Annotated in this window: 1 protein-coding gene; it reads right to left on the bottom strand. The window is 49.0% G+C overall.

Annotated elements, in window-relative coordinates:
• Window positions 1-2: 2 nt before the first annotated feature.
• Window positions 3-23,210, bottom strand: a complete 23,208-nt coding sequence (gene lgrB / locus ACFVS2_RS04600; protein ID WP_390231498.1) for a linear gramicidin non-ribosomal peptide synthetase LgrB — start codon at window positions 23,208-23,210, stop codon at window positions 3-5.
• Window positions 23,211-23,227 lie beyond the last annotated feature (17 nt).

Below are 23,227 nucleotides of genomic sequence, written 5' to 3'. Positions count from 1 at the left end.
GATTAATTCCCCTTTCTTTTCTTCAGCTTGGAGAGAACCTTGTTTAACTCCGTCTGACTCAAGTCTGCATCCTCGAAGTCTTCGACTCTATAGCTTTGTTTCTCCGCTTGTATCAGTGAACGCAGGATTTCCGTGAACTGATGGGCAAAAGTCTCGACGCTCGCTTCACTATGCAATGTCTCGCTGTAGAGGAAGCTTAGGTTCAGCTTGCCTCCTGTGACTGCCCCTACCACATCAATCAGATGAGCCCGTCTGTTGTCCGGACTGATGTTGGAGCCTCTTTCTCCTGTCGCAAATCCAAACAGGGAATCTCCTTCTCCCGCCTGATTGAATTGTCCCAGATAGTTGAAGCTAATCGGTGGTTGCGGAATAGCCGCTAGCTTTTCGGACACCTCGTTATCTTTCGTCAGGTAGCGCAGGATGCCGTATCCAAGGCCTTTGTTCGGAATTTTTTGAAGCTTCTCTTTGACTATTACCAGCGCATTTTCCTGAGACATGTTCTGATCCAGTCGAATCAGGAGTGGATACATGGACGTAAACCAGCCGACCGTGCGGGAGAGATCGACCTCCGAGAACAATTCTTCTCGACCGTGACCTTCTAGGTTGACTAGTAGGGACTGTTCTCCCGTCCACTTGGCGTGTGCCAATGCTAACGAGGTCAATAGAACATCATTGATTTGCGCGCGATAACGGGACGGTACTTTCTGTAGCAGGGTTTCCGTCTCTTCTTCTTCCAGTGAAATCGTAATCGTCCGGCAGTTCCCTTCTGTGTTCAACTCACCGTCATGGATTGGCGGTGTAAAGGAGACCATCTCGTCTGCTGCAGTTATCCAGTACTCCTTTTCAGCGACAATACGTTCAGAAGATGCGTACTCATTCATTTTTACTGCCCATGCTTTGTAGGAGGTTGTTTTAGCTGGCAATTGAATCTCTGTTCCCTCCGCAGCCTGTCTGTATGCCGTTTGCAAGTCTTCGATCAGAACTCGCCACGATACGCCGTCTACCGCCAAATGGTGGATGACAATCAGCAAGCGGCCCGGTCGATCATATCCGAGATCGAAGTACACGATCTTCATGAGCGGTCCGTTTTCTAAATCTAGGCTCGCTTGTGCTTGGTGTGAAAGTTTTTCGATTCTTCTCATGTGCTGAGCTGGCGAGACCATGCTAAGATCCTCCACCATGAGCAAACCTTCCGATTCGACTTCTGCGTGTGTCTGCTTCCACTGTCCATCTGTGTAGGTATAACGCAGGCGGAGTGCGTCGTGGTGAGCGAGCAGGTGGGTAATAGCTTGCTCCAGATGCTCTTCGTCCAATTGTTCGTTCACTTGCAGGAGCATCGATTGGTTCCAGTGATGTGGTGTTGGTTGCTCTTGCTCGAAGAACCATTTTTGGATCGGCAATATCGGAGCTTCACCTGTTACCATTCCTTGCTCTGCTTCCATTTTCGTGCTATGGCCTGCAACCTTTGCCAACTCTGCAATCGTTTGATGGTCAAAAAGATTTTTCGGAGTTAGATGGATGCCAGCTGTGTTTGCACGCGCGATGATTTGAATGCTGAGGATGGAGTCGCCCCCAAGCTCAAAAAAGTTATCGTGAATGCCGATGCGATCCATTCGGAGAACAGCGCACCAGATTTCCGTCAGTCTTTGTTCGATTAGGCTCGTAGCCTGTGCAAACGAATGAACATCTTGGCTGCGATCATAGACAGGGACTGGAAGTGCTTTTCTGTCTACTTTTCCGTTTGGCGTAAGCGGCATTTCATTCAGCATGATAAAAGCAGATGGCACCATATAATCCGGAACATGTGCTTTGAAGTGTTGGCGCAGTTCGGCTGTGTCAACCTCGTACTCGGCTTGCTTGACAGCATAAGCTATGAGCTGTTTCTTGCCCGGTTCATCCTCGCGGACAATGACAACGGATGCGGCAAGAGCAGGGTGTTTGGCTAAAACTGCCTCTACTTCACTCAGCTCGATGCGGAATCCACGGATTTTCACCTGATTATCGATTCGGCCGATGAATTCGATGAGGCCATCTGGCAGGTAACGAACCAAGTCACCAGTCCGATAGAGTCGTGCCTGCGGATCGGTTGAGAACGGGTTGGGTACAAAGCGTTCTTCCGTCAAATCAGGACGATTCAAATATCCTGTAGCCAGACCATCTCCACCGATGTACAGCTCACCTGTTACGCCAATCGGGACGGGCTGCATTTTGCCATCAAGAACGTACACAGTCGTATTCTTGATGGGACGGCCAATCGGGAAAGAACTAATCGTCTCTGGCAACTCCGTGACCGGATAGCAGCAGGTGAATGTCGTGTTTTCCGTTGGACCGTACCCGTTGATAATCGTGATCCCTTCGATTTCCAACGCTTTTCTTACGTGAGGAACTGAGACGACATCTCCACCCACGAGCAGTTGCCGAACCCCCGTCAGGTATTCTTTGGAATGATCGACCATCAGTGTGAACAGTCCCGCCGTCAGCCAAAGCGTCGTAACCTTATGCGTCTGAATGGCCTGTCCCAGTTCTTCCAGGGAAGGCAGATCAGGCGGCATCAGCACTAGCTTTGCCCCATTCAGCAAGCTGCCCCAAATCTCAAAGGTCGCCGCATCGAACGATACTGTCGATGCTTGCAGGAAAACGTCCTGCTCTGTGATCGTCACGTAGTCAGTTTCTTTGACGAGACGGGCAATGCCTCGATGGATGACAAGCGTTCCTTTTGGCAACCCGGTAGAACCAGAGGTGTAGATCACGTAAGCGAGACTTTCCGCTGTGGTGTCAATGTCAGGTGCGCGTTCACTTTCTTCGGCAATCATCGCCCAGTCGCGATCCAGGCAAATCACGGTATGCTCTCCAGATGGAAGTGACGGTAGAAGCTGCTCCTGTGTGAGCAAAACAGTGACTTGCGCGTCGTCCATCATGTAGGCCAGACGTTCTTTTGGATAATCCGAATCGAGCGGTACATAAGCCCCACCAGCTTTGAGAATCCCGAGCACCCCGATCAGCATTTCGAGAGAACGCTTCACGCAGATACCCACGAGTGAGCCTGGGCGAACGCCTTGCTTTTGCAGGTAGTTCGCTACTTGGTTGGCCCGTGTCTCTAACTGGGAGTAAGTGAGGCTCTGGTCTCCCGCTACCACTGCAATGCGATTCGGGTAAAGCATCGCGGTCTGTTGGAACAATTGATCCACGCGTTGATCCCGTGGGTAAGCCGTCGTGGTGTCGTTCCATTCCAGCAGCAGTTGCTCCCGTTCTGCCTGAGGCAAAAACGGCAATTGAGTAATGGTCTGCTCCGGCATCTGAACGATGGCTTCGAGTAAGTGATGGAAGTACTGTGACATTCGCACAATCGTCGTTTCATCAAACAACGCTGTATTGTACTCAAACGTTGCGATCAGTTCATCTTGTTTTTCTGCCATGGTCAACGTCAGGTCGAACTTGGCGGTGACGAGGTGTTTGTCCATATCGAATTCCGATACGCGAATGCCAGCCTTTTCGTCTAAATCTAGCTGGAAGTTTTGGAGGACAAACATCACTTGGAACAGCGGCGAGTAACTGAGACTACGCTCTAGCGCTAGTTCATCGACCAATTTTTCAAACGGAAGATCCTGATGAGCATAAGCTTCGAGCGCCGTCTCCTTCACTCTCGCCAGCAAGTCACGGAATGTCGGTTCCCCTGACATGTTCGTACGGAGCACCAATGTATTAATGAAGAATCCAATCAATTGTTCCGTCTCTTGTCTATTGCGTCCTGCGACAGGGCTTCCGACAAGGATGTCTTCCTGTCCACTGTAGCGGTAGAGAAGAGTTTGGAAGGCAGCCAGCAAGGTCATGAACAGCGTCGATTCTTCTTTACGGCTAAGTGTTTGTAATTTGTCGAGAAGTTCACCTGCGAGCGTCGTTGAGTAAATCGCTCCCTCGTACGTTTGTACAGCAGGACGTGAACGGTCTGTTGGCAAGGTGAGCAGCGGTTCAGCACCACCTAATTTTCCACTCCAGTAAGAAAGTTGTTCGTCTAATACCGAACCTTGGAGCCACTCACGTTGCCAAGCCGCGTAGTCAGCATACTGCACAGGTAAATCAGCCAATGCTGGTATATCGTTTTGGCTAATCGCTTCGTAGGAGGTGAACCATTCGCGAATGAATACTCCCATCGACCAACCGTCAGAGATGATGTGATGCATGTTCAAAAGGAAGACTGTTTCTTGCTCGCTTATGCGAATCAAGGTGGTACGGAACAACGGACCTTCGCTCAGGTTGAATGGTGTAGCTGCCTCTATTCCTGCCAGACGCTGTGTTTCTGCTTCGGACTCGTCCGTTGGTAGCTCCCGCAAGTCGATTACACGTAGCGACTGTTCTTGGTAAGCGTGAATCATTTGTACGGCTTGCCCATCTACGTGGTCAAAGGTTGTCCGCAAGCTTTCATGGCGCTGGATCAGTACCTGCAAGCTCTTGTTCCAAGCCTCCAGATTCAGGTCCCCGTGCAATCGCATCGCGGACGGGATGTTGTACAAGGCGCTATCTGGCATCAGACGATCCAGGAACCACAGACGTTGTTGCGCAAAGGACAATGGCAGATGACCTTCTCGTGAAACAGGTACAATCGAAGCTCCGGTTGTTTCTTGCAAAAAGCTTCCGAGTGCTTCGGACAGTTCTGCAACGGTTGGGTTTTCGAAAAGCGTACGGATAGGTACTTCCCCTGCAAACATGTCACGAAGACGGGAAATGACCCGTGTCGCTAAGAGAGAATGCCCGCCCAACTCGAAGAAGTTGTCATGAATCCCGACTTTTTCGATACCGAGCACATGCGACCAGCTCGTGGCGACCAGCTCCTCCGTTTGGTTGCGTGGCGCTACATACTCTTGAGTAGAAGCCATCTGCCCCCACTCCGGCTCTGGCAGTTGCTTCCGGTCAATCTTTCCGTTCGGTGTGAGCGGCATAGCGTCAAGCCAGACAAAGACTGATGGAACCATAAACTCTGGCAATTTTGCTTTTGCCCAGACCGCTAAGTCAGTGGCCTCTTCGCTACTTTCGTCTTTTGTGGTCACATACGCCGCCAGACGTTTGTCACCCAGCTTGTCTTCTCTCGCCATCACCACGGCTTCCTTGACAGCCGGATGGGTGCGAAGGACAGCCTCCAACTCTCCCAACTCGATCCGATAGCCGCGAATCTTCACCTGGTGGTCAATTCGTCCCAAATACTCGATTTGACCATCTGGGAGATACCGGACCAAGTCACCCGTGCCGTACATCCGTGCATGCGGGTCAGCGTGGAATGGATTGGACAAGAATCGTTCTGCTGTCAGCTCGGGGCGATTCAGGTACCCGCGAGCCAATCCCTCACCGCCAAGATACAGTTCCCCAGGTAAGCCCAACGGTACAGGTTGTAGGTTGGTATCGAGAATATACGCTTGTGTGTTGGACAAAGGACGGCCAATTGTCGGTTCTGACGTCGCGCCTTTGGTGACCTCTACATACGTGGAGTACGTCGTATCTTCAGACGGACCATAAAGATTAAAGACTTTTTCCACATGCTCCAGTGCATATAGACTTTGCACCAATGTATTTGGCAGGGGCTCTCCAGCTAGATTGACCACTCGTACCGTCGACGGGATCGCGTTCATCCGCACCAGTTCTTTCGCCGCAGATGGAACGGTATTGATTAAGGTCACTTCGTTGACTGCTGGCAGACTCGGTACATGTAAGGCGTTGTCAGCCAAGATGACTTTCCCGCCGTAGCTTAAGGTCACGAATATTTCATAGACAGACAGATCGAAGCAGATGGAAGTGGAAGCGAGCACTCCACTCATTTCTTCAGCCGAAAAGACGGTTTTCGCCCAAGCGATGAAGGCAAGGACACTACTGTGCTGAATCGCTACCCCTTTGGGCAGACCTGTTGAGCCCGAGGTGTAAATGACATACGAAAGGTTCGTTGGCTCTACCAGATTGAGCAAGTTCTCTTCGCTTTTCTCTGCAATAAGCTCCCAGTCACGATCTAGGCAGATCACTTGTGCTGGATGTTCAGGCAGCATGGATAGCAGGCTTTCTTGGGTCAACAGGATCGCCGCTTGCGAATCCTCCAAGGTATAGCCGATTCTCTCTTGTGGATAGGCGGGATCAATCGGTACATACGCCCCACCAGCTTTGAGAATCCCCATCATTGCAACGATCATCTCAGTCGTGCGTTCCATGAGAACAGCGACCAAGACCTCTGGGCCGATCCCTTGCGCGCGTAGATAGTGAGCCAACTGGTTTGCTCGTCGGTTCAGCTCGGCGTACGTCAGTCTTTCTTCTCCGACGATTAAAGCCTCGGCATCCGGTGTTGCGACTACTTGAGCTTCAAACAGCTGGTGCATCACTGCATCACGAGCATATTCTGTTTCTGTTGCGTTCCATTCCACTACCAGCTTGTGGCGTTCCTCATCCGTAATAAATGAAAGTGTAGTCAGCGGCTGTTCCACTTGTGCAGTTAGGGCATGTAAAACCTGCGACATCTGTTCTAATACCTTAACAATCACTTTCGTATCAAAACGTCCTTGCTCATAGATCAATTTGAGAGCAAGTTCATCGCCAGGAGCCACCACCAATGTCAGTGGGTAATTGGTTTGCTCCACTGCTTGGACTTCACTCAGCGACACCCCAGAATCTGAATCTTCACTCGTGCTGTTCAAGTAGTTCTCAAAAACGAGAATACTGTCAAACAACGATTGTCCATGTGGAACCTCACTCCAGCCTTGGACGTCTACAAGTGGTGTGTATTCATACTGACGGATGTCTAATTGTGTCTTTTGCAAGTGTTGTAACCATTCCTGTATCGTTTGGCTTGGATCAAACATGACGCGGACAGGTAACGTATTAATAAAGAGTCCTACCATGTTTTCCACTCCTGGCAGCTCTGCTGGACGACCAGAAACTGTCGTTCCAAAGACAACATCGTCTGATCCGCTGTAACCGCTCAGGATGAGTGCCCATGCCCCTTGCACTAACGTATTTAGCGTCAACTGCTGCTTGCGGGCAAAAGCTTGCAGGTGGACCGTTACTTCCTTGGATAAGTAAACGGTTCGATCTCTGTAGGCTTTAGGCTGTATGGCATGACTGCCTGCTTTTCCCATAGCAAGTGGTGTTGACTCGCAGAAGCCTTTTAACTGCTCGCGCCAATAGCGCTCCGCAACTTGTTTATCTTGCTTATTGAGCCATGCGATATAGCGACTGAATGGTTGGACTGCTTCTAATTTTTCTTCTTCGCCTTTATAGATCGCTTGGTAACTTGCCTGCCAATCTTGCAAGATAAGTGGCATACTCCAGCCATCTAGCAAGATATGATGAAAGCTCCATAAGAAGCGATACGTATTATCGTTTGTGGAAAACAATGTCCAACGCATTAATGGCGCCTGATTAAACTGGAAGTTTCGCGCGCGGTCTTTTTCCATGTACGCTTGGATTTCAGCTTCCTGCTTAGCGACATCCACATGGCGTAGGTCGATTTTTTCTACGCTTACTTTTACTTGTTTTCGGACGATTTGATGCGGTTGTTCCAAACCTTCCCATATAAAGGAGGTACGAAGAATCGAATGACGGTCGACTATTTTCTGCCATGCTTGCTCGAATGCTTCCAAGCTAATATTTCGCATTGTCATGAGGAACTGTACAACATAATCGCCACCCTCTTGTTCATACAGAGAGTGGAACAGCATCCCCTCTTGCAGTGGAGTCAGCGAGTATACACTTTCGATCTGACGATCCGAAGCGATGTATTTGTCGATAGACTGCTGATTTAGATTAGCCAGTGGGAAGTCTGACGGTGTGTAGCCGATTTCTTCTGCCGATTGAGTGTAAGACATAATCTCTCGCAGTGCTTCCATATAATCATCAGCAACCGCCGCAATCGTCTGTTCCTCATGGATGTTTTCGTTGTACAACCAGGTGACGTGTAGCTGATCTCCTGTAACCGCACTAATGATATCTAGCAAGTTCTCTCGAATCGAATCAGGGGCAAGATTGGCTCCACTGCATTCAGACGCTATGCCAAACGTAGAGGAAACGGCCACCGTCTGATCAAATTGCCCAAGATAGTTGAAGCTGATTTGCGGTTTCGGTTGGGCGTTCAGGTGGTGTTGTAGTTCAAGATCATCACTTAGATAGCGCAAAATTCCATAGCCAACACCCTTATTTGGAATCTGGCGGAGCTGTTCCTTGACTGTCTTCAGCGTATGTCCCCAAGTTTTTTCTTGCTCGATAGAGATCTGTATCGGGTACATACTTGTGAACCAGCCAACCGTATGGGATAAATCTGCCCCTTCGATAATCTCCTCGCGTCCATGCCCTTCCAGAAGTACGACCATCGTCTCTTTTCTTGTCCATTGATTCAGTGCTTTTGCTAAGGAAGCAAGCAATACGTCATTGATTTGCAGACGGTAGGAAGGGAGCGTTTCGTGAAGCAAGTTGCGCGTCTCTTCGGCGGTCAGCGTAAGTGTAATCTGTTTCGTGGATGCCTCGGTGTTTTGGGCTGACTCATACGTACGGTCTACAGGAAGTGGCTCCACTTCATACGCTTGATTTGTCCAAAAGGTTTTTTCCATTTCGAGCGCATCAGAGTTGGCATAAGCGTGTAACTGTTCAGCCCATGCCTTAAACGAGGTCGTTTTTGACGGCAATTGCACCGCCTGACCATTTACAGCTTGCTCATAAGCCGCCTGCAAGTCTTCCAGCAAAATGCGCCAGGATACCCCGTCGACTACCAAGTGATGAATAACGAGCAGGAGTCGTCCCGCGCGTTCTTTTCCAAGGTGGAAGTACACTGCTCGGAACATCGGGCCTTCTGTGATGTTCAGACTCGCCTGCTTCTCGCCTGCAATTTCTTCCAATCGCGTGAATTGTTCCTCTGGTGAGATGTCAGTCAAATCAACCAAATCGAAAGGTGCAGGTTCGCCCAAGCCCTCGATGTGTTGTGACCATAAACCGTCGTTGTTGGTATAACGCATGCGTAAAGCATCGTGGTGTGCAAGCAACTCGGTAATGGCACGCTTCAATGCGTCCGTATCCACCGGTTCCTCGACTGTCAACAAGAAGGATTGATTCCAGTGATGGATAGACGGTTGATTTGCGGCAAAGAACCACTTCTGGATTGGTGTAAGCAACACATTTCCGGTCACAATGCCTTGCTCCGCCAGTTGAATAGCGTTTTCCCCGTTTCCAGTGGTTGAAACGAGAGCTGCCAGTTCAGCGATTGTTTGGTTTTCAAAGATCTGTTTAGGTGTAAGACGAATCCCTGCTTGGTTAGCCCGAGAGACGATTTGGATACTCAGGATCGAGTCTCCTCCGAGTTCGAAGAAGTTGGAGTTGATACTGATTTCTTCGATTCTGAGAACGTCTTGCCAAATCTCAGACAGTTTGCGCTCGATATTGGTATGTGGTGCAACGTAGTGCTCATCACTTGTGTTCGCATAGTCAGGTTTTGGCAGGGCCCTACGGTCTACTTTCCCGTTTGGCGTAAGCGGCAATTCATCCAGCATGACGAAAGCAGATGGCACCATATAATCCGGAACATGTGCTTTGAAGTGCTTGCGTAGTTCGGCTGTATCCATTTCTTGCTCCGCTTCTTTGACCGCATAAGCTACGAGCTGTTTCTTGCCCGGTTCATCTTCTCGAACAATGACAACGGATGCGGCAAGTGCAGGGTGTTTGGCTAAAACTGCCTCTACTTCACTTAGCTCGATACGGAATCCGCGGATTTTCACCTGATTATCGATTCGGCCGATGAATTCGATAAGACCATCGGGCAGATAACGAACCAAGTCACCCGTTCGATAGAGTCGTGCCTGCGGATCGGTTGAGAACGGGTTGGGTACAAAACGTTCTTCCGTCAAATCAGGACGATTCAAATATCCTGTAGCCAGACCATCTCCACCGATGTACAGCTCACCTGTTACACCAATTGGGACGGGGTGCATTTTGCCATCAAGAACGTACACAGTCGTATTCTTGATGGGACGGCCAATCGGGAAAGAACTAATCGTCTCTGGCAACTCCGTGACCGGATAGCAGCAGGTGAATGTCGTGTTTTCCGTTGGACCGTACCCGTTGATAATCGTTAGTCCTTCGATTTCCAACGCTTTTCTTACGTGAGGAACCGAGACGACATCTCCACCCACGAGCAGTTGCCGAACCCCCGTCAGGTATTCTTTGTGATGATCCACCATCAGTGTGAACAGTCCCGCCGTCAGCCAAAGCGTCGTAACCTTATGCGTCTGAATGGCCTGTCCCAGTTCTTCCAGGGAAGGCAGATCAGGCGGCATCAGCACTAGCTTTGCCCCATTCAGCAAGCTGCCCCAAATCTCAAAGGTCGCCGCATCGAACGATACTGTCGATGCTTGCAGGAAAACGTCCTGCTCTGTGATCGTCACGTAGTCAGTTTCTTTGAAGAGACGGGCAATGCCTCGATGGATGACAAGCGTTCCTTTTGGCAACCCGGTAGAACCAGAGGTGTAGATCACGTAAGCGAGACTTTCCGCTGTGGTGTCAATGTCAGGTGCGCGTTCACTTTCTTCGGCAATCATCGCCCAGTCGCGATCCAGGCAAATCACGGTATGCTCTCCAGATGGAAGTGACGGTAGAAGCTGCTCCTGTGTGAGCAAAACAGTGACTTGCGCGTCGTCCATCATGTAGGCCAGACGTTCTTTTGGATAATCCGAATCGAGCGGTACATAAGCCCCACCAGCTTTGAGAATCCCGAGTACCCCGATCAGCATTTCGAGAGAACGCTTCACGCAGATACCCACGAGTGAACCTGGGCGAACGCCTTGCTTTTGCAGGTAGTTGGCCACTTGGTTGGCTCGTGTCTCTAACTGGGAGTAAGTGAGACTCTGGTCTCCCGCTACCAATGCTATGCGATTCGGGTAAAGCATCGCGGTCTGCTGGAACAATTGATCCACGCGTTGATCCCGTGGGTAAGCCGACGTGGTGTCGTTCCATTCCACCAGCAGTTGCTCCCGTTCTGCCTGAGGCAAAAACGGCAATTGAGTAATGGTCTGCTCCGGCATCTGAACGATGGCTTCGAGTAAGTGATGGAAGTGCTGTGACATTCGCACAATCGTCGTTTCATCAAACAGCGCTGTATTGTACTCAAACGTTGCGATCAATCCGTTTTGTCTTTCTGCCATGGTCAACGTCAGGTCGAACTTAGCAGTGACGAGGTGTTTGTCCATATCGAATTCCGATACGCGAATGCCAGCCTTTTCGTCTAAATCTAGGTGGAAGTTTTGGAGGACAAACATCACTTGGAACAGCGGCGAGTAGCTGAGACTACGCTCTAGCGTTAGTTCATCGACCAATTTTTCAAACGGAAGATCCTGATGAGCATAAGCTTCTAGCGCCGTCTCTTTCACTTTCGCCAGCAAATCACGGAATGTCGGTTCCCCTGACAGATCCGTACGTAGCACTAATGTATTAATGAAGAAACCGATGAGCGACTCGGTCTCCTCCCGATTTCGTCCTGCAACCGGGCTTCCGACGAGGATGTCTTCCTGTCCACTGTAGCGGTAGAGCAAAGTTTGGAAGGCAGTCAGCAGTGTCATGAACAGCGTCGATCCTTCTTCACGGCTGAGCAAATTCAACTTTGCTAACAGTTCAGCTGAAAGTGTAATGGTATGCATCGCGCCAACGTGGCCTTGAACGGCTGGACGCGGACGATCTGTCGGCAAAGCTAATAGTGGTTCGGCATCGACTAGCTTTTCTTTCCAGTACGCTAGCTGTTGCGTAAGCACATCTTCTTCCATCCACTTCCGTTGCCATACAGCGTAATCGGCGTACTGCAATGTCAGATCAGCTAATGCAGGTTCTTTGCCGTGAACAAATGCCTCGTACAGTGCTCGCATTTCTTTGATGAAAATACCGATAGACCAGCCATCGAAAATAATATGGTGCATGTTAAATAAGAAGACGGCCTCTTGCTCGCTTATGCGAATCAAGGTGGTACGGAACAACGGACCTTCGCTCAGGTTGAATGGCGTAGCTGCCTCTATTCCTGCCAGACGCTGTGTTTCTGCTTCACACTCGTCCGTTGGTAGCTCGCTCAAGTCGATTACACGTAGCGACTGCTCTTGGTAAGGGTGAATGATTTGAACGGCTTGCCCATCTACGTGGTCAAAGGTTGTCCGCAAGCTTTCGTGGCGCTGGATCAGTACCTGCAAGCTCTTGTTCCAAGCCTCCAGATTCAGATCCCCGTGCAATCGCATCGCTGACGGGATGTTGTACAAGGCGCTATCTGGCATCAGACGATCCAGGAACCACAGGCGCTGCTGCGCAAAGGACAATGGCAGATGACCTTCCCGTGAAACTGGTACGATCGAAGCTCCGGTTGTTTCTTGCAAAAAGCTTCCGAGTGCTTCGGACAGTTCTGCAACGGTTGGGTTTTCGAAAAGCGTACGGATAGGTACTTCTCCTGCAAACATGTCACGAAAACGGGAAATGACCCGTGTTGCTAAGAGAGAATGCCCGCCCAACTCGAAGAAGTTGTCATGAATCCCGACTTTTTCGATACCGAGCACGTGCGACCAGATTGTGGCGACCAGCTCCTCCGTTTGCGTGCGTGGCGCTACATACTCTTGTGTAGAAGCGATTTGCCCCCACTCCGGCTCTGGCAGTTGCTTCCGGTCGATCTTGCCGTTCGGTGTGAGTGGCATAGCGTCCAGCCAGACAAAGACTGATGGAACCATAAACTCCGGTAATTTTGCTTTTGCCCAGGCCGCAAAGTCAGTGCCGTCTTCCCTACTTTCCTCTTCTGTCGTCACATACGCTGCCAGACGTTTGTCACCCAGCTTATCTTCTCTTGCCATCACCACGGCTTCCTTGACAGCTGGATGGGTTCGAAGGACAGCCTCCAACTCTCCCAACTCGATCCGATAGCCGCGAATCTTTACCTGATGGTCAATTCGTCCCAAATACTCGATTTCTCCATCTGGGAGATAACGGACTAAGTCGCCGGTGCTGTACATCCGTGCATGCGGGTCAGCGTGGAATGGATTGGACAAGAATCGTTCTGCTGTCAGCTCTGGACGATTCAGGTACCCGCGAGCCAATCCTTCCCCGCCAAGATACAGTTCCCCAGGTAAACCCAACGGTACAGGTTGCAGGTTGGCATCGAGAATATACGCTTGTGTGTTGGACAAAGGACGGCCAATCGTCGGTTCTGACGTGGCGCCTTTGGTGACCTCTACATACGTGGAGTAGGTCGTATCTTCAGACGGACCATACAGATTAAAGACTTTTTCCACATGCCCCAGTGCATAAAGACTTTGCACCAATGTGTTTGGCAGTGGCTCTCCAGCTAGGTTGACCACTCGTACCGTCGACGGGATCGCGTTCATCCGCACCAGTTCTTTCGCCGCAGATGGAACGGTATTAATTAATGTCACCTCGTTGGCTGCTGGCAGGCTCGGTACATGCAAGGCGTTGTCAGCCAAGATGACTTTCCCGCCGTAGCTTAAGGTCACGAATATTTCATAGACAGACAGATCGAAGCAGATGGAAGTGGAGGCGAGCACCCCACTCATTTCTTCAGCCGAAAAGACGGTTTTCGCCCAGGCGATAAAGGCAAGGACACTGCTGTGCTGAATCGCTACTCCTTTGGGCAGACCTGTCGAGCCCGAGGTGTAAATGACATACGAAAGGCTCGTTGGTAACGCCAAATTTGGCAGGTTCTCTTCGCTTTGCTCCGCGATGAGCTCCCAGTCACGATCCAGGCAGATCACTTGTGCTGGATGTTCAGGCAGCATCGACAGCAAGCTTCCTTGGGTCAACAGGATCGCCGCTTGCGAATCCTCCAACGTATAGCCGATTCTCTCCTGTGGATACGCGGGATCAATCGGTACATACGCCCCACCAGCTTTGAGAATCCCCATCATTGCAACGATCATCTCGGTCGTGCGTTCCATGAGAACAGCCACCAAGACCTCTGGGCCGATCCCTTGCGCGCGTAGATAGTGAGCCAACTGGTTTGCTCGGCGGTTCAGCTCGGCGTACGTCAGTCTTTCTTCTCCGACGATTAAAGCCTCGGCATCCGGTGTTGCGACTACTTGTGCTTCAAATAGTTGGTGCATCACTGCGTCACGAGCATATTCCGTTTCCGTTGCATTCCATTCCACTACCAGCTTGTGGCGTTCCTCGTCTGTGATGAATGAAATGGTAGAGAGATGTTCCGTAGGCTGAGCCATCATTGACTCTAATACTTTGATCAATTGAGCCAATACCTTATCCATGGTGAACTGCTCGAATCGATTGGTTTCATAAATTAGCTTGAGCATTAGCTCTTCGCCAGGCGCTGCCACCAATGTCAATGGATAGTTCGTCTGCTCAACTGCTTTGATTGCGTTTAGCGACATGTCTGTATTCGCATTTGTTTTTGCACCAGACATGTAGTTCTCGAAAACGAGTATGCTGTCAAACAACGCCTGTCCAAGTGGCACTTCGCTCCAGCTTTGAATGTCAACGAGCGGCGTGAACTCGTACTGACGTATCTCACTCTGTTCCTGTAGGATGTTCTGCAGCCAGTCGATCACCGTCATTTGTTCCGAGAAAAGTACGCGAACAGGCAGAGTATTGATAAACAGACCCACCATGGAGTCCACTCCACGCAAATCTGTAGGACGTCCCAGGTTGGTTGTCCCAAATACCACTTCCGACTCACCTGCGTAACGACTTAAAATCAACGCCCACGCACCTTGGACCAGCGTATTCATCGTCAGTTGATGCCTACGGGCAAAAGCTTGCAGACTCGCAGTTGTTTCCTTCGATAAAAGAGTCATATGATCTGCGTATTCTTTTTGTTGCACAGCCCTTCCACCCGGGTTCCCCATGCTAAGGGGAGTTGGTATTCGGAAGCCCCGCAGATGATTTCGCCAATACTGCTCTGATGCCTCAAGACTCTGCTGCTTTAACCAGGCAATATAAGAGGAAAACGGAGGAGCGACAGACAGTTTTGCTTCGGTACCATCAACAGATGCCTGATAATAGGCCAGCCAATCGTTTAGGACGATCGGTGTACTCCAACCATCCAACAACATATGGTGAAAGCTCCAAACGAGCTGAGTGGTTTTCGAATCGAGACGAATTAACGCCCAACGCATCAATGGCGGGTGAGCGAGATCAAAGCCTAGCTTGCGATCTTGTTCGAGATAGGTTTGCAAGTTCGCTTCTTGCTTTTCTTTCGTTACGTGACTCCAGTCCAGTTGTTCGACATGTGCTTTTACATTTGTATGAACAACCTGATGTGGTTTTTCTAATCCGCTCCATAAGAAGGAGGTTCGGAGGATGGCATGACGCTCAACAACTTTTTGCCATGCTTCTGAAAACATCGCCACATTCAAGTGATCCAAATTCACGACCAGTTGAACGACGTAGTCCCCGCCTTCTTGCTCATAAAGAGAGTGGAACAGCATCCCCTCTTGTAACGGGGTGAGCGTGTAAATGTTCTCGATCAGACGATTGTTTCCGATGAACTTGTCGAGGCTTTTTTGATCCAACTCCGCCAACGGGAAATCGGAAGGTGTATAGCCACCTGCCTTTTCAGAGCGACAATGGGCAATGATCGCTTGCAATGATTGCACATAGTCACGAGCAAGCTCTTCAATCGTTTGTTGTTCGTACATATCGCCGCTGTACGTCCAGGTCATTTCTAACTGATCTCCCGCCACCATGCTCTGGAAATCAAGTTTATGGAGTCGGGCTTCATCCTTGCTCAGATTTGATGCTGACCAGTTCGGAATGATCTGGAACAAGGAAGAATCAGCCGTTTGATCCTGATCAAATTGTCCTAAATAATTGAAGCTAATCTCAGGTTGCGGATAAGCTTGCAGGGTATTTAACGTTTGTTCATCTTTGCTTACATAACGATGAATGCCGTAGCCAATCCCTTTGTCAGGAATCGTGCGCAATTGTTCTTTGACTGATTTTATCAGGGAACCCCAAGGCGTCTTTGGCTCCATTTCCAGCAAGACCGGGTACATGCTTGTGAACCAGCCTACTGTACGAGAAATGTCCACGCCATCGATGATCTCTTCACGCCCGTGTCCCTCCACTGAAACATAGAGTGTCTGTTGCCCCGTCCAGTCGTTATAGGCTCGGATCAAAGCACTGAGTAACACGTCGTTAATCTGAGTACGGTAAGCGGCTGGTACCTCCTGCAATAAGGCACGAGTCTCGTCCACATCCAGTTTTATCTTTACTTGAACGGCCAGACTTTCTGTGTTCTTTCCATTTGGATGGTCAACAGGCAGGTTGAGTACATGACTGGTATCCAGATTCGCCCAGTAATCGTCGACTACGCTTTGCTCTGCGTACTGTGTCAACTGTTCCGACCATTGCTTGAAAGAAGTCGTTTTCTGAGGCAAATTCAGCTGTTGTAACCCTGTCAATTGTTGATAGGCCATTTGCAAGTCTTCCAGAATAATTCTCCAAGAAACACCATCGACAGCGAGATGATGAATCGCAATGAACAGACGCTGTTTGGCCCCGCATTGGAAGTATGCAGCACGAAGCAATGGTCCTTTTTCGATATCCAGACTTTCTTGTAGCTGGTCTGCAATGGCTTGCATTTGTTCCTCTATGTCCGTTTCAAGTACAGCTGTCAAATCTACTACCTGAAACACGTCCTCATCCGAAACGACATCATGATATTGCTCCCATTTTCCGTTGACGTTCCGAAAACGCAGGCGCAAGGCATCATGGTGAGCAAGAATCGTCGCAAAAGCTTTTGCCAATAAACTTGCATCCATCTCTTCACGCACAGCAAGCATGACAGATTGATTCCAGTGGTTGACATGGCAAATTTCCTGCTCAAAGAACCACGTCTGAATGGGTGTCAGAGGCAATTCGCCTGTAACAACACCCTGCTCCATATGCACTTGTGGTGCATCCTCAAGAACAACGACACTTGCGGCCAATTCTGCCAATGTTTGAGAGTCAAACAAGTGCTTTGGTGTAAATCTGATACCCGCCTGATTGGCACGCGACACAATTTGAATAGTCAGAATCGAATCGCCGCCCAGTTCGAAAAAGTTATCGTGAATCCCGATTGACTCTACACCTAGAACTCCTTGCCAGATTTCGGCCAGCTTGTGTTCTATTTCTGTTTGTGGGGCAACAAAGCAATCTTCCCATTGAGCTCGCAAGGCATCGGGTACCGGCAAAGCACGGCGATCAACTTTTCCGTTTGGAGTGAGAGGCAGGGCATCCATCAGTATGATGACAGATGGCACCATGTAGTCTGGAAGTCTATCTTTCAAAGACTGACGCAATTCATTCGTCTGTACCTCTTCTCCCTCATGAAGCACGGCATAAGCCACCAGTCGTTTCACTCCAGGCGTCAAGTCTTCCCTGACGATCACCACTGCTTCCGAAACAGCTGCATGTGCATACAAGGCCGACTCTATTTCCCCCAGCTCAACCCTGAATCCCCGAATGCTTACTTGATCATCGGCGCGTCCAATAAACTCCAAATTGCCATCTACCAAATAGCGAACCAAGTCGCCAGTGCGATACATCCGTGCCCCTTCATCTGTAGAGAACGGATTGGGTACAAAGCTGGCTTCCGTCAGATCAGGACGGTTCAGATAGCCGCGTGCTAAGCTTTTCCCCGCGATGTAAAGTTCCCCGACAACTCCTACAGGCACAGGCTTTCTGCTTGCGTCGAGTACATAGATAGATACGTTGTCAATGGGACGTCCAATGGAAGGAGCCGCTTCTCGTGTTCCCTGCACGGGCACGATGCCAGCAGTAGCAACGACAGTATTTTCTGTTGGTCCGTACTGGTTTACCAACGTAAACGGTACATTTGCAGACGGGTACTGGTGCAAGGTATCACCACCCGTCAACATGTAGCGCAATGCTGATTCGGCTGGCCAATTCAAGGTAAGCAGGCTCTCTGCCAAAGGCGTTGGTAAAAAGCTTATTGTGATGCCTGATTCGACTAACCAAGTACGCAGTTTTTCCGGTACAAGACGAATCTCTTCCTGTGGCAAGCAAATCGTAGCACCTGCCGTCAAATACGGCCAAATCTCCCACACCGAAGCATCAAAAGCTGTACCTGCTATTTGCGATGCACGGTCCGCAGCGATTACGTTGTACGCTCGCTGATGCCAATTGACTAGATTCAAGAGTGATCCGTGCTCGATCTCCACTCCCTTTGGTGTTCCTGTAGAACCTGACGTATAGATGACATAGGCGAGTTGTTCTGCTTTGGCCGTAACCGCTGGCGCAACCGAACTCATCTCAGCAATGACATGCCAATCTCGATCCAAGCAAAGGAAAGTTGCAGCGTCTTCTGGTAATGCACCTACCAACCGCTCTTGGGTTAAGACCAATGACATCTGTGAGTTCCTGATCATAAAAGCGAGTCGTTCTTGCGGGTATGCAGGGTCCATCGGCACATAAGCGGCACCTGCTTTGAGAATCGCGAGTTGACCGATCACCATCTCGATGGAACGCTCCACGCAGATTCCTACCAAGTCTTCCGAGCCAATCCCTTGTTTTAGCAAGAAATGAGCGAGCTGATTAGCCTTCGCATCCAGGTCTGCATAGGTGATTGCACCTTGCTCACCCGAAACTGCAATCTGATCAGGCAACGTTTGTGCCAGTTGGGCAACACGTTCGTGCACGCAAAGATCGCGGGAATAATCAACCTCAGTATCATTCCAACCGACGAGTAGCTGATCTCGTTCCACATCGCCTAACAGTTCCACTTCCGTTATTTTCTGTGCTGGGTTGGTCGCAATAGCTTGCAAAAGATTACGGAAATGCTCAGCCATGCGCTCAATCGTCGTACGATCAAATAAATCTGTACTGTATTCAAACACACACTTGAATCCGTAATCCTCGTCTTCAATCATGGTGAGAGTCAAATCAAATTTGGTCGTCTTGTTGAGATTGACTTCATTAGGTGTAATGGAGAGCGTCTCGCCTTTCCGTACACCCGTTGACATTCCCTGTACGGAGAAAAGCACCTGGAATAGCGGCGAGTAGCTAAGACTGCGCTCAATTTGTAATTCATCGACCAATCTTTCAAAAGGAATATCCTGATTGGCAAAAGCATCAAATGCCGTCTCACGAACACGTCGTAACAGCTCAACGAATGTAGGCTCGTTAGACAGGTCAGTACGAAGAACCAGCATGTTGACAAAGAACCCGATTAGGTTTTCTATTTCCTGACGATTACGTCCCGCAACAGGTGTGCCTATCAGAATATCGGTGGTATGCGTATAGCGGTACATGAAGTGCTTGAATGCCGCTAAGAGCGTCATGAACAGTGTCGCGCCTTCTTGTCGCCCAAGCTCGCGTAGCTTTTGCCCCACTTCACCTGGCACGAAGAAAGAATAATTGTCACCGCGATAGCTTTGCACGACTGTCCGTGGTCGATCGGTCGGAAGTGGCAAAAGTGGTTCACTCTGGGCCAGCTTCTTTTTCCAGTAACTGAGTTGCTGCTCCCATACATTGTCTTGCCAGTTCTCTCGTTGCCAGATTGCGTAATCGCGATATTGAATGGGTAAATCGGCAAGCGGTACTTCAGCTTCTTTAACGAATGCTTCATACACTGTGCTTAGCTCGTTTACCAATACATCCATAGACCAACCGTCTGAGATGATGTGATGCATATTCATCCAGAGAACGGACTCTTGTTCCTCCAGTCGAATCAACGCTGCTCTCATCAGCGGCCATTGATCCAGTTGGAATGGAGTCGCGCCATCTTCTTCCACCATACTCATCCATATAGCGCCTTTTTCCGCTGCTGGCATGTCGCGCAGGTCAGTGACAGGAAGTGACAAATGTACATTCGTTTGAATCACTTGAACCGCTCGTCCTTCTATGTCCTTAACCGTTGTTCGAAGGGATTCATGCCGTTTGATGATTTCATTCAAAGCACGTTCCATTACATTCGTATCGACTGCTCCACGCAGATGGAATCCGACCGGAATGTTGTACATGGCGCTATTCGGGATAAGCCGATCAAGGAACCATAGACGTTGTTGGGCGTAAGACAGCGGTAACTCTTGAGAACTGTCCAATGAAAGCGGTTTTATCGGACTTTGCTTTATCGGCTCCGCACCTTGGCGAGTGAATTGAATACGTTCAGCCAATTCTGCTACCGTCTGATAGGTAAAAATCTCACGCATCTGAAGCTGAGTTTGAAATAGTTTGGATGTACGGGACAGCAATTGTGTCGCTAAAAGCGAATGCCCTCCCAATTCGAAAAAGTTATCGTGGATCCCGACCTGTGATACACCAAGAACCTCCTCCCAAATCCGGGCGAGCAATTCCTCAATCGGATTGCGCGGCGCACTGTACGCGTTGCCTGTTTGCACATTGCCATCTGGGAGCGGCAAAGCTTTGCGATCAATTTTCCCGCTCGAGGTCAGAGGGAACTCTTCCATTTGAATAAAATGAGACGGAACCATGTAATCAGGAAGCGTTTCGCGAAGCAGTGTACGTAATGAGGCAACAGTCCACACCTGATCGGCGATGATATACGCGCATAGATACGCTTGATTGTTATGATCTGTATGTGCCACAACCACTGCATCACGAATCGATTCTTCTTCAATCAACTGGCTACGAATTTCGTTCAACTCAATCCGAAAGCCACGAATTTTCACTTGATGGTCAATACGTCCGAGGTATTCGATGTTTCCATCCTTGCGAAAACGAGCCAGGTCGCCTGTACGGTACATGCGTTTGCCTGCTTCAAACGGATGGGGAACAAACTTTTCGTTCGTCAATTCTTCATTATTTAGATATCCTCTCGCCAATCCAGCTCCGGCAATGCATAATTCACCAGGCACTCCGATTGGCTGCAATTGACCATATTGATTGACGATATGCATTTGATAGTTGGCCAATGGCTTTCCAATAGGCACAGGATTTTCTATCAAGTCTACCGTGAGTGAGTAGCAGGAAGCATAAATGGTAGCTTCTGTCGGACCATAGATGTTCTCCACTTTCACTTCTGGCAATACGTTATATACTTTTGGCGCAAGATCATTCGGCATTGCTTCCCCGGCAGCCATGATGTATCGCAGGCGGTTTCCCTCTTTTCGCCCCTCTAGATACTCGACAAAAGGAATGAGCATAGATGGAACAAAATTGACGTGAGTTACGTCATAATTTACAACAGATTCCCAAATTTTGTCAGGTTCTTTCTCAGCGCCAGGTTCGAGAATCACCAGTCTGCCGTTGCCGGGAATCCAGCCGAAGATTTCTGCGATAGATACGTCGAAGGTATAGGTCGTTTTTAACAAATACGCATCTTTTTCTTGTAGCGGATATTTCTCTTGCAGTGCGAAGATTTGATTCAATAGACTCGCATGCTCGATCATGACGCCTTTCGGTTTACCTGTCGAACCCGATGTATAGATGACGTATGCAAGATTACTCGTTTGGGCAACATTCGCAAGATTACCCGGTGCTCCCTGATAAAGCTCCTCCGCCTCTAGATCAAAGATCCTATTTGCAAAATCAATTGTCTCTAAAAAGCGTTTTTTTGTAAGAAGTAGCACACTGCCGCTATCCTGTAAAATGTATTCGATGCGTTCCTTCGGATGAGCCGGGTCTATTGGTAAATATGCTCCGCCTGCTTTAAAAATCGCAAGAATGGCAATGATCATTTCCGGTGAGCGTTCTGTGAGCAAGCTGACAATACTTTCTGGTCCGACCCCTTTTGCACGTAAAAATGTAGCAAGTTGATTTGCCTTTTCGTTCAGCTCACGGTAAGTAAGCTTTTGCTCTCCCATGACCAACGTAATGAAGTGTGGTTGTTTCTCTGCACGCTCTTCAAAAATCTGGTGAATCAGATAATCAATAGGATAATTGCGATATGTATCATTAAAAGTATGGAGCTGAAGGTGCTTCTCTTCGGAATTTACCACTTCTAGATTTTTCAGAAGGATATCCGGTGTATTTGTCACTTGCGTCATGATCGTTGTGAGTTGTTGGTTGAGGTGCTGGAGTTGATCTTCCGTAAATACAGATGCATTGTATATATACGTAACTGTGAGGGTATCGTCTGAGGTGACCATTATGTTTAGGTCGTAGTTGGTTTGTTCAAAAGCATGCAGATTTGTGAGAGTGAATTCTTGGTTATATTGGTTCAGACGGGTCAAAAGCTCTGCGCCCATCGGATAGTTTTGGAACAGAATAATATGATCGATCAGTTGTTGATTTTTCTGAATGTCCGCGAGGGAAAGATAATGATATTTTTCCAGCGAAATCGACTCTTCTTGTACTTGTTTCACCAGATCAGAAAACGTTTGATTCTCTCTCATCTGAACACGGATAGGTATGGTATTGATAAAAAGTCCAACCATCTGCTCGACATTCGGGATATCGATTGGACGGCCAGAGACAACCGATCCGAATACAACGTCATCGATATTGCTTTGGCGCTGCAACATGAGACCCCAGATGGTACGAAAGAGATTGTTTACAGTCACTTGCAATTGTTTTGCGATTTTATTCAAGTGGCTCGTCAACGACTGACCAATCGTGAAGACCAGCTCTGCTTGATTGTATTTGATTCCGGTACCCTGCTTTTGAATAAATGTGCTCGGCTCATAGCCACTTAAATACCGTGACCAGTTGACTTTTGCCTCTTCTGCATCCTGTTCCCCTAACCAGCTTATGTAGGTGCTGTACGGATAAACTTGGCCGAGATTTACAGGTCGTTCGTCTTTTAATTGTTGATAGATTTGGAAAAAGTCATGTAACACAATCGGAATGCACCAACCGTCGAGCAAAATGTGATGGTGACTCCAGATCAGTGTATAGGCATCAGAAGCGGTTTGGACAAGAGTGAGGCGAATGAGCACATCTTTTGCCAAATCAAAGTTTTTCTGACGTTCTCTTTTAGCAAAGTCCTCCAAAAAGACAGCTTGCTCGTCTTCAGAGAGGTGTGTGATATCTATCACCTGCACGTTTGTCTTTCTTTCCTTGAGTACAATTTGTCGCGGCTTTTGAACCTTTTCAAGGATAAAGACAGTTCGGAGAATATCGTGTCGCTCGATCAGCGCGTTTAAGCTTTGTTCGAGAATAGCTGGATCGATGAGTCCTCTAATGGTAAATCGCAATTGTTCAAAATAGGACTCTGTTCCTTCGTCCAGGAGGGAATGAAATAACATTCCCTCTTGCATGGGAGATAACGGATATATATTGGCGATCTTTTTACTTGACACGTCTACTCTCCTCCTGA

This window comes from Brevibacillus sp. NPDC058079 (genome assembly GCF_042885155.1).
In the GTDB taxonomy this organism is placed as follows: domain Bacteria; phylum Bacillota; class Bacilli; order Brevibacillales; family Brevibacillaceae; genus Brevibacillus.
The sequence above is the reverse complement of the archived record's forward strand: the minus strand, read 5'-3'. Positions and strand labels throughout refer to the sequence as shown.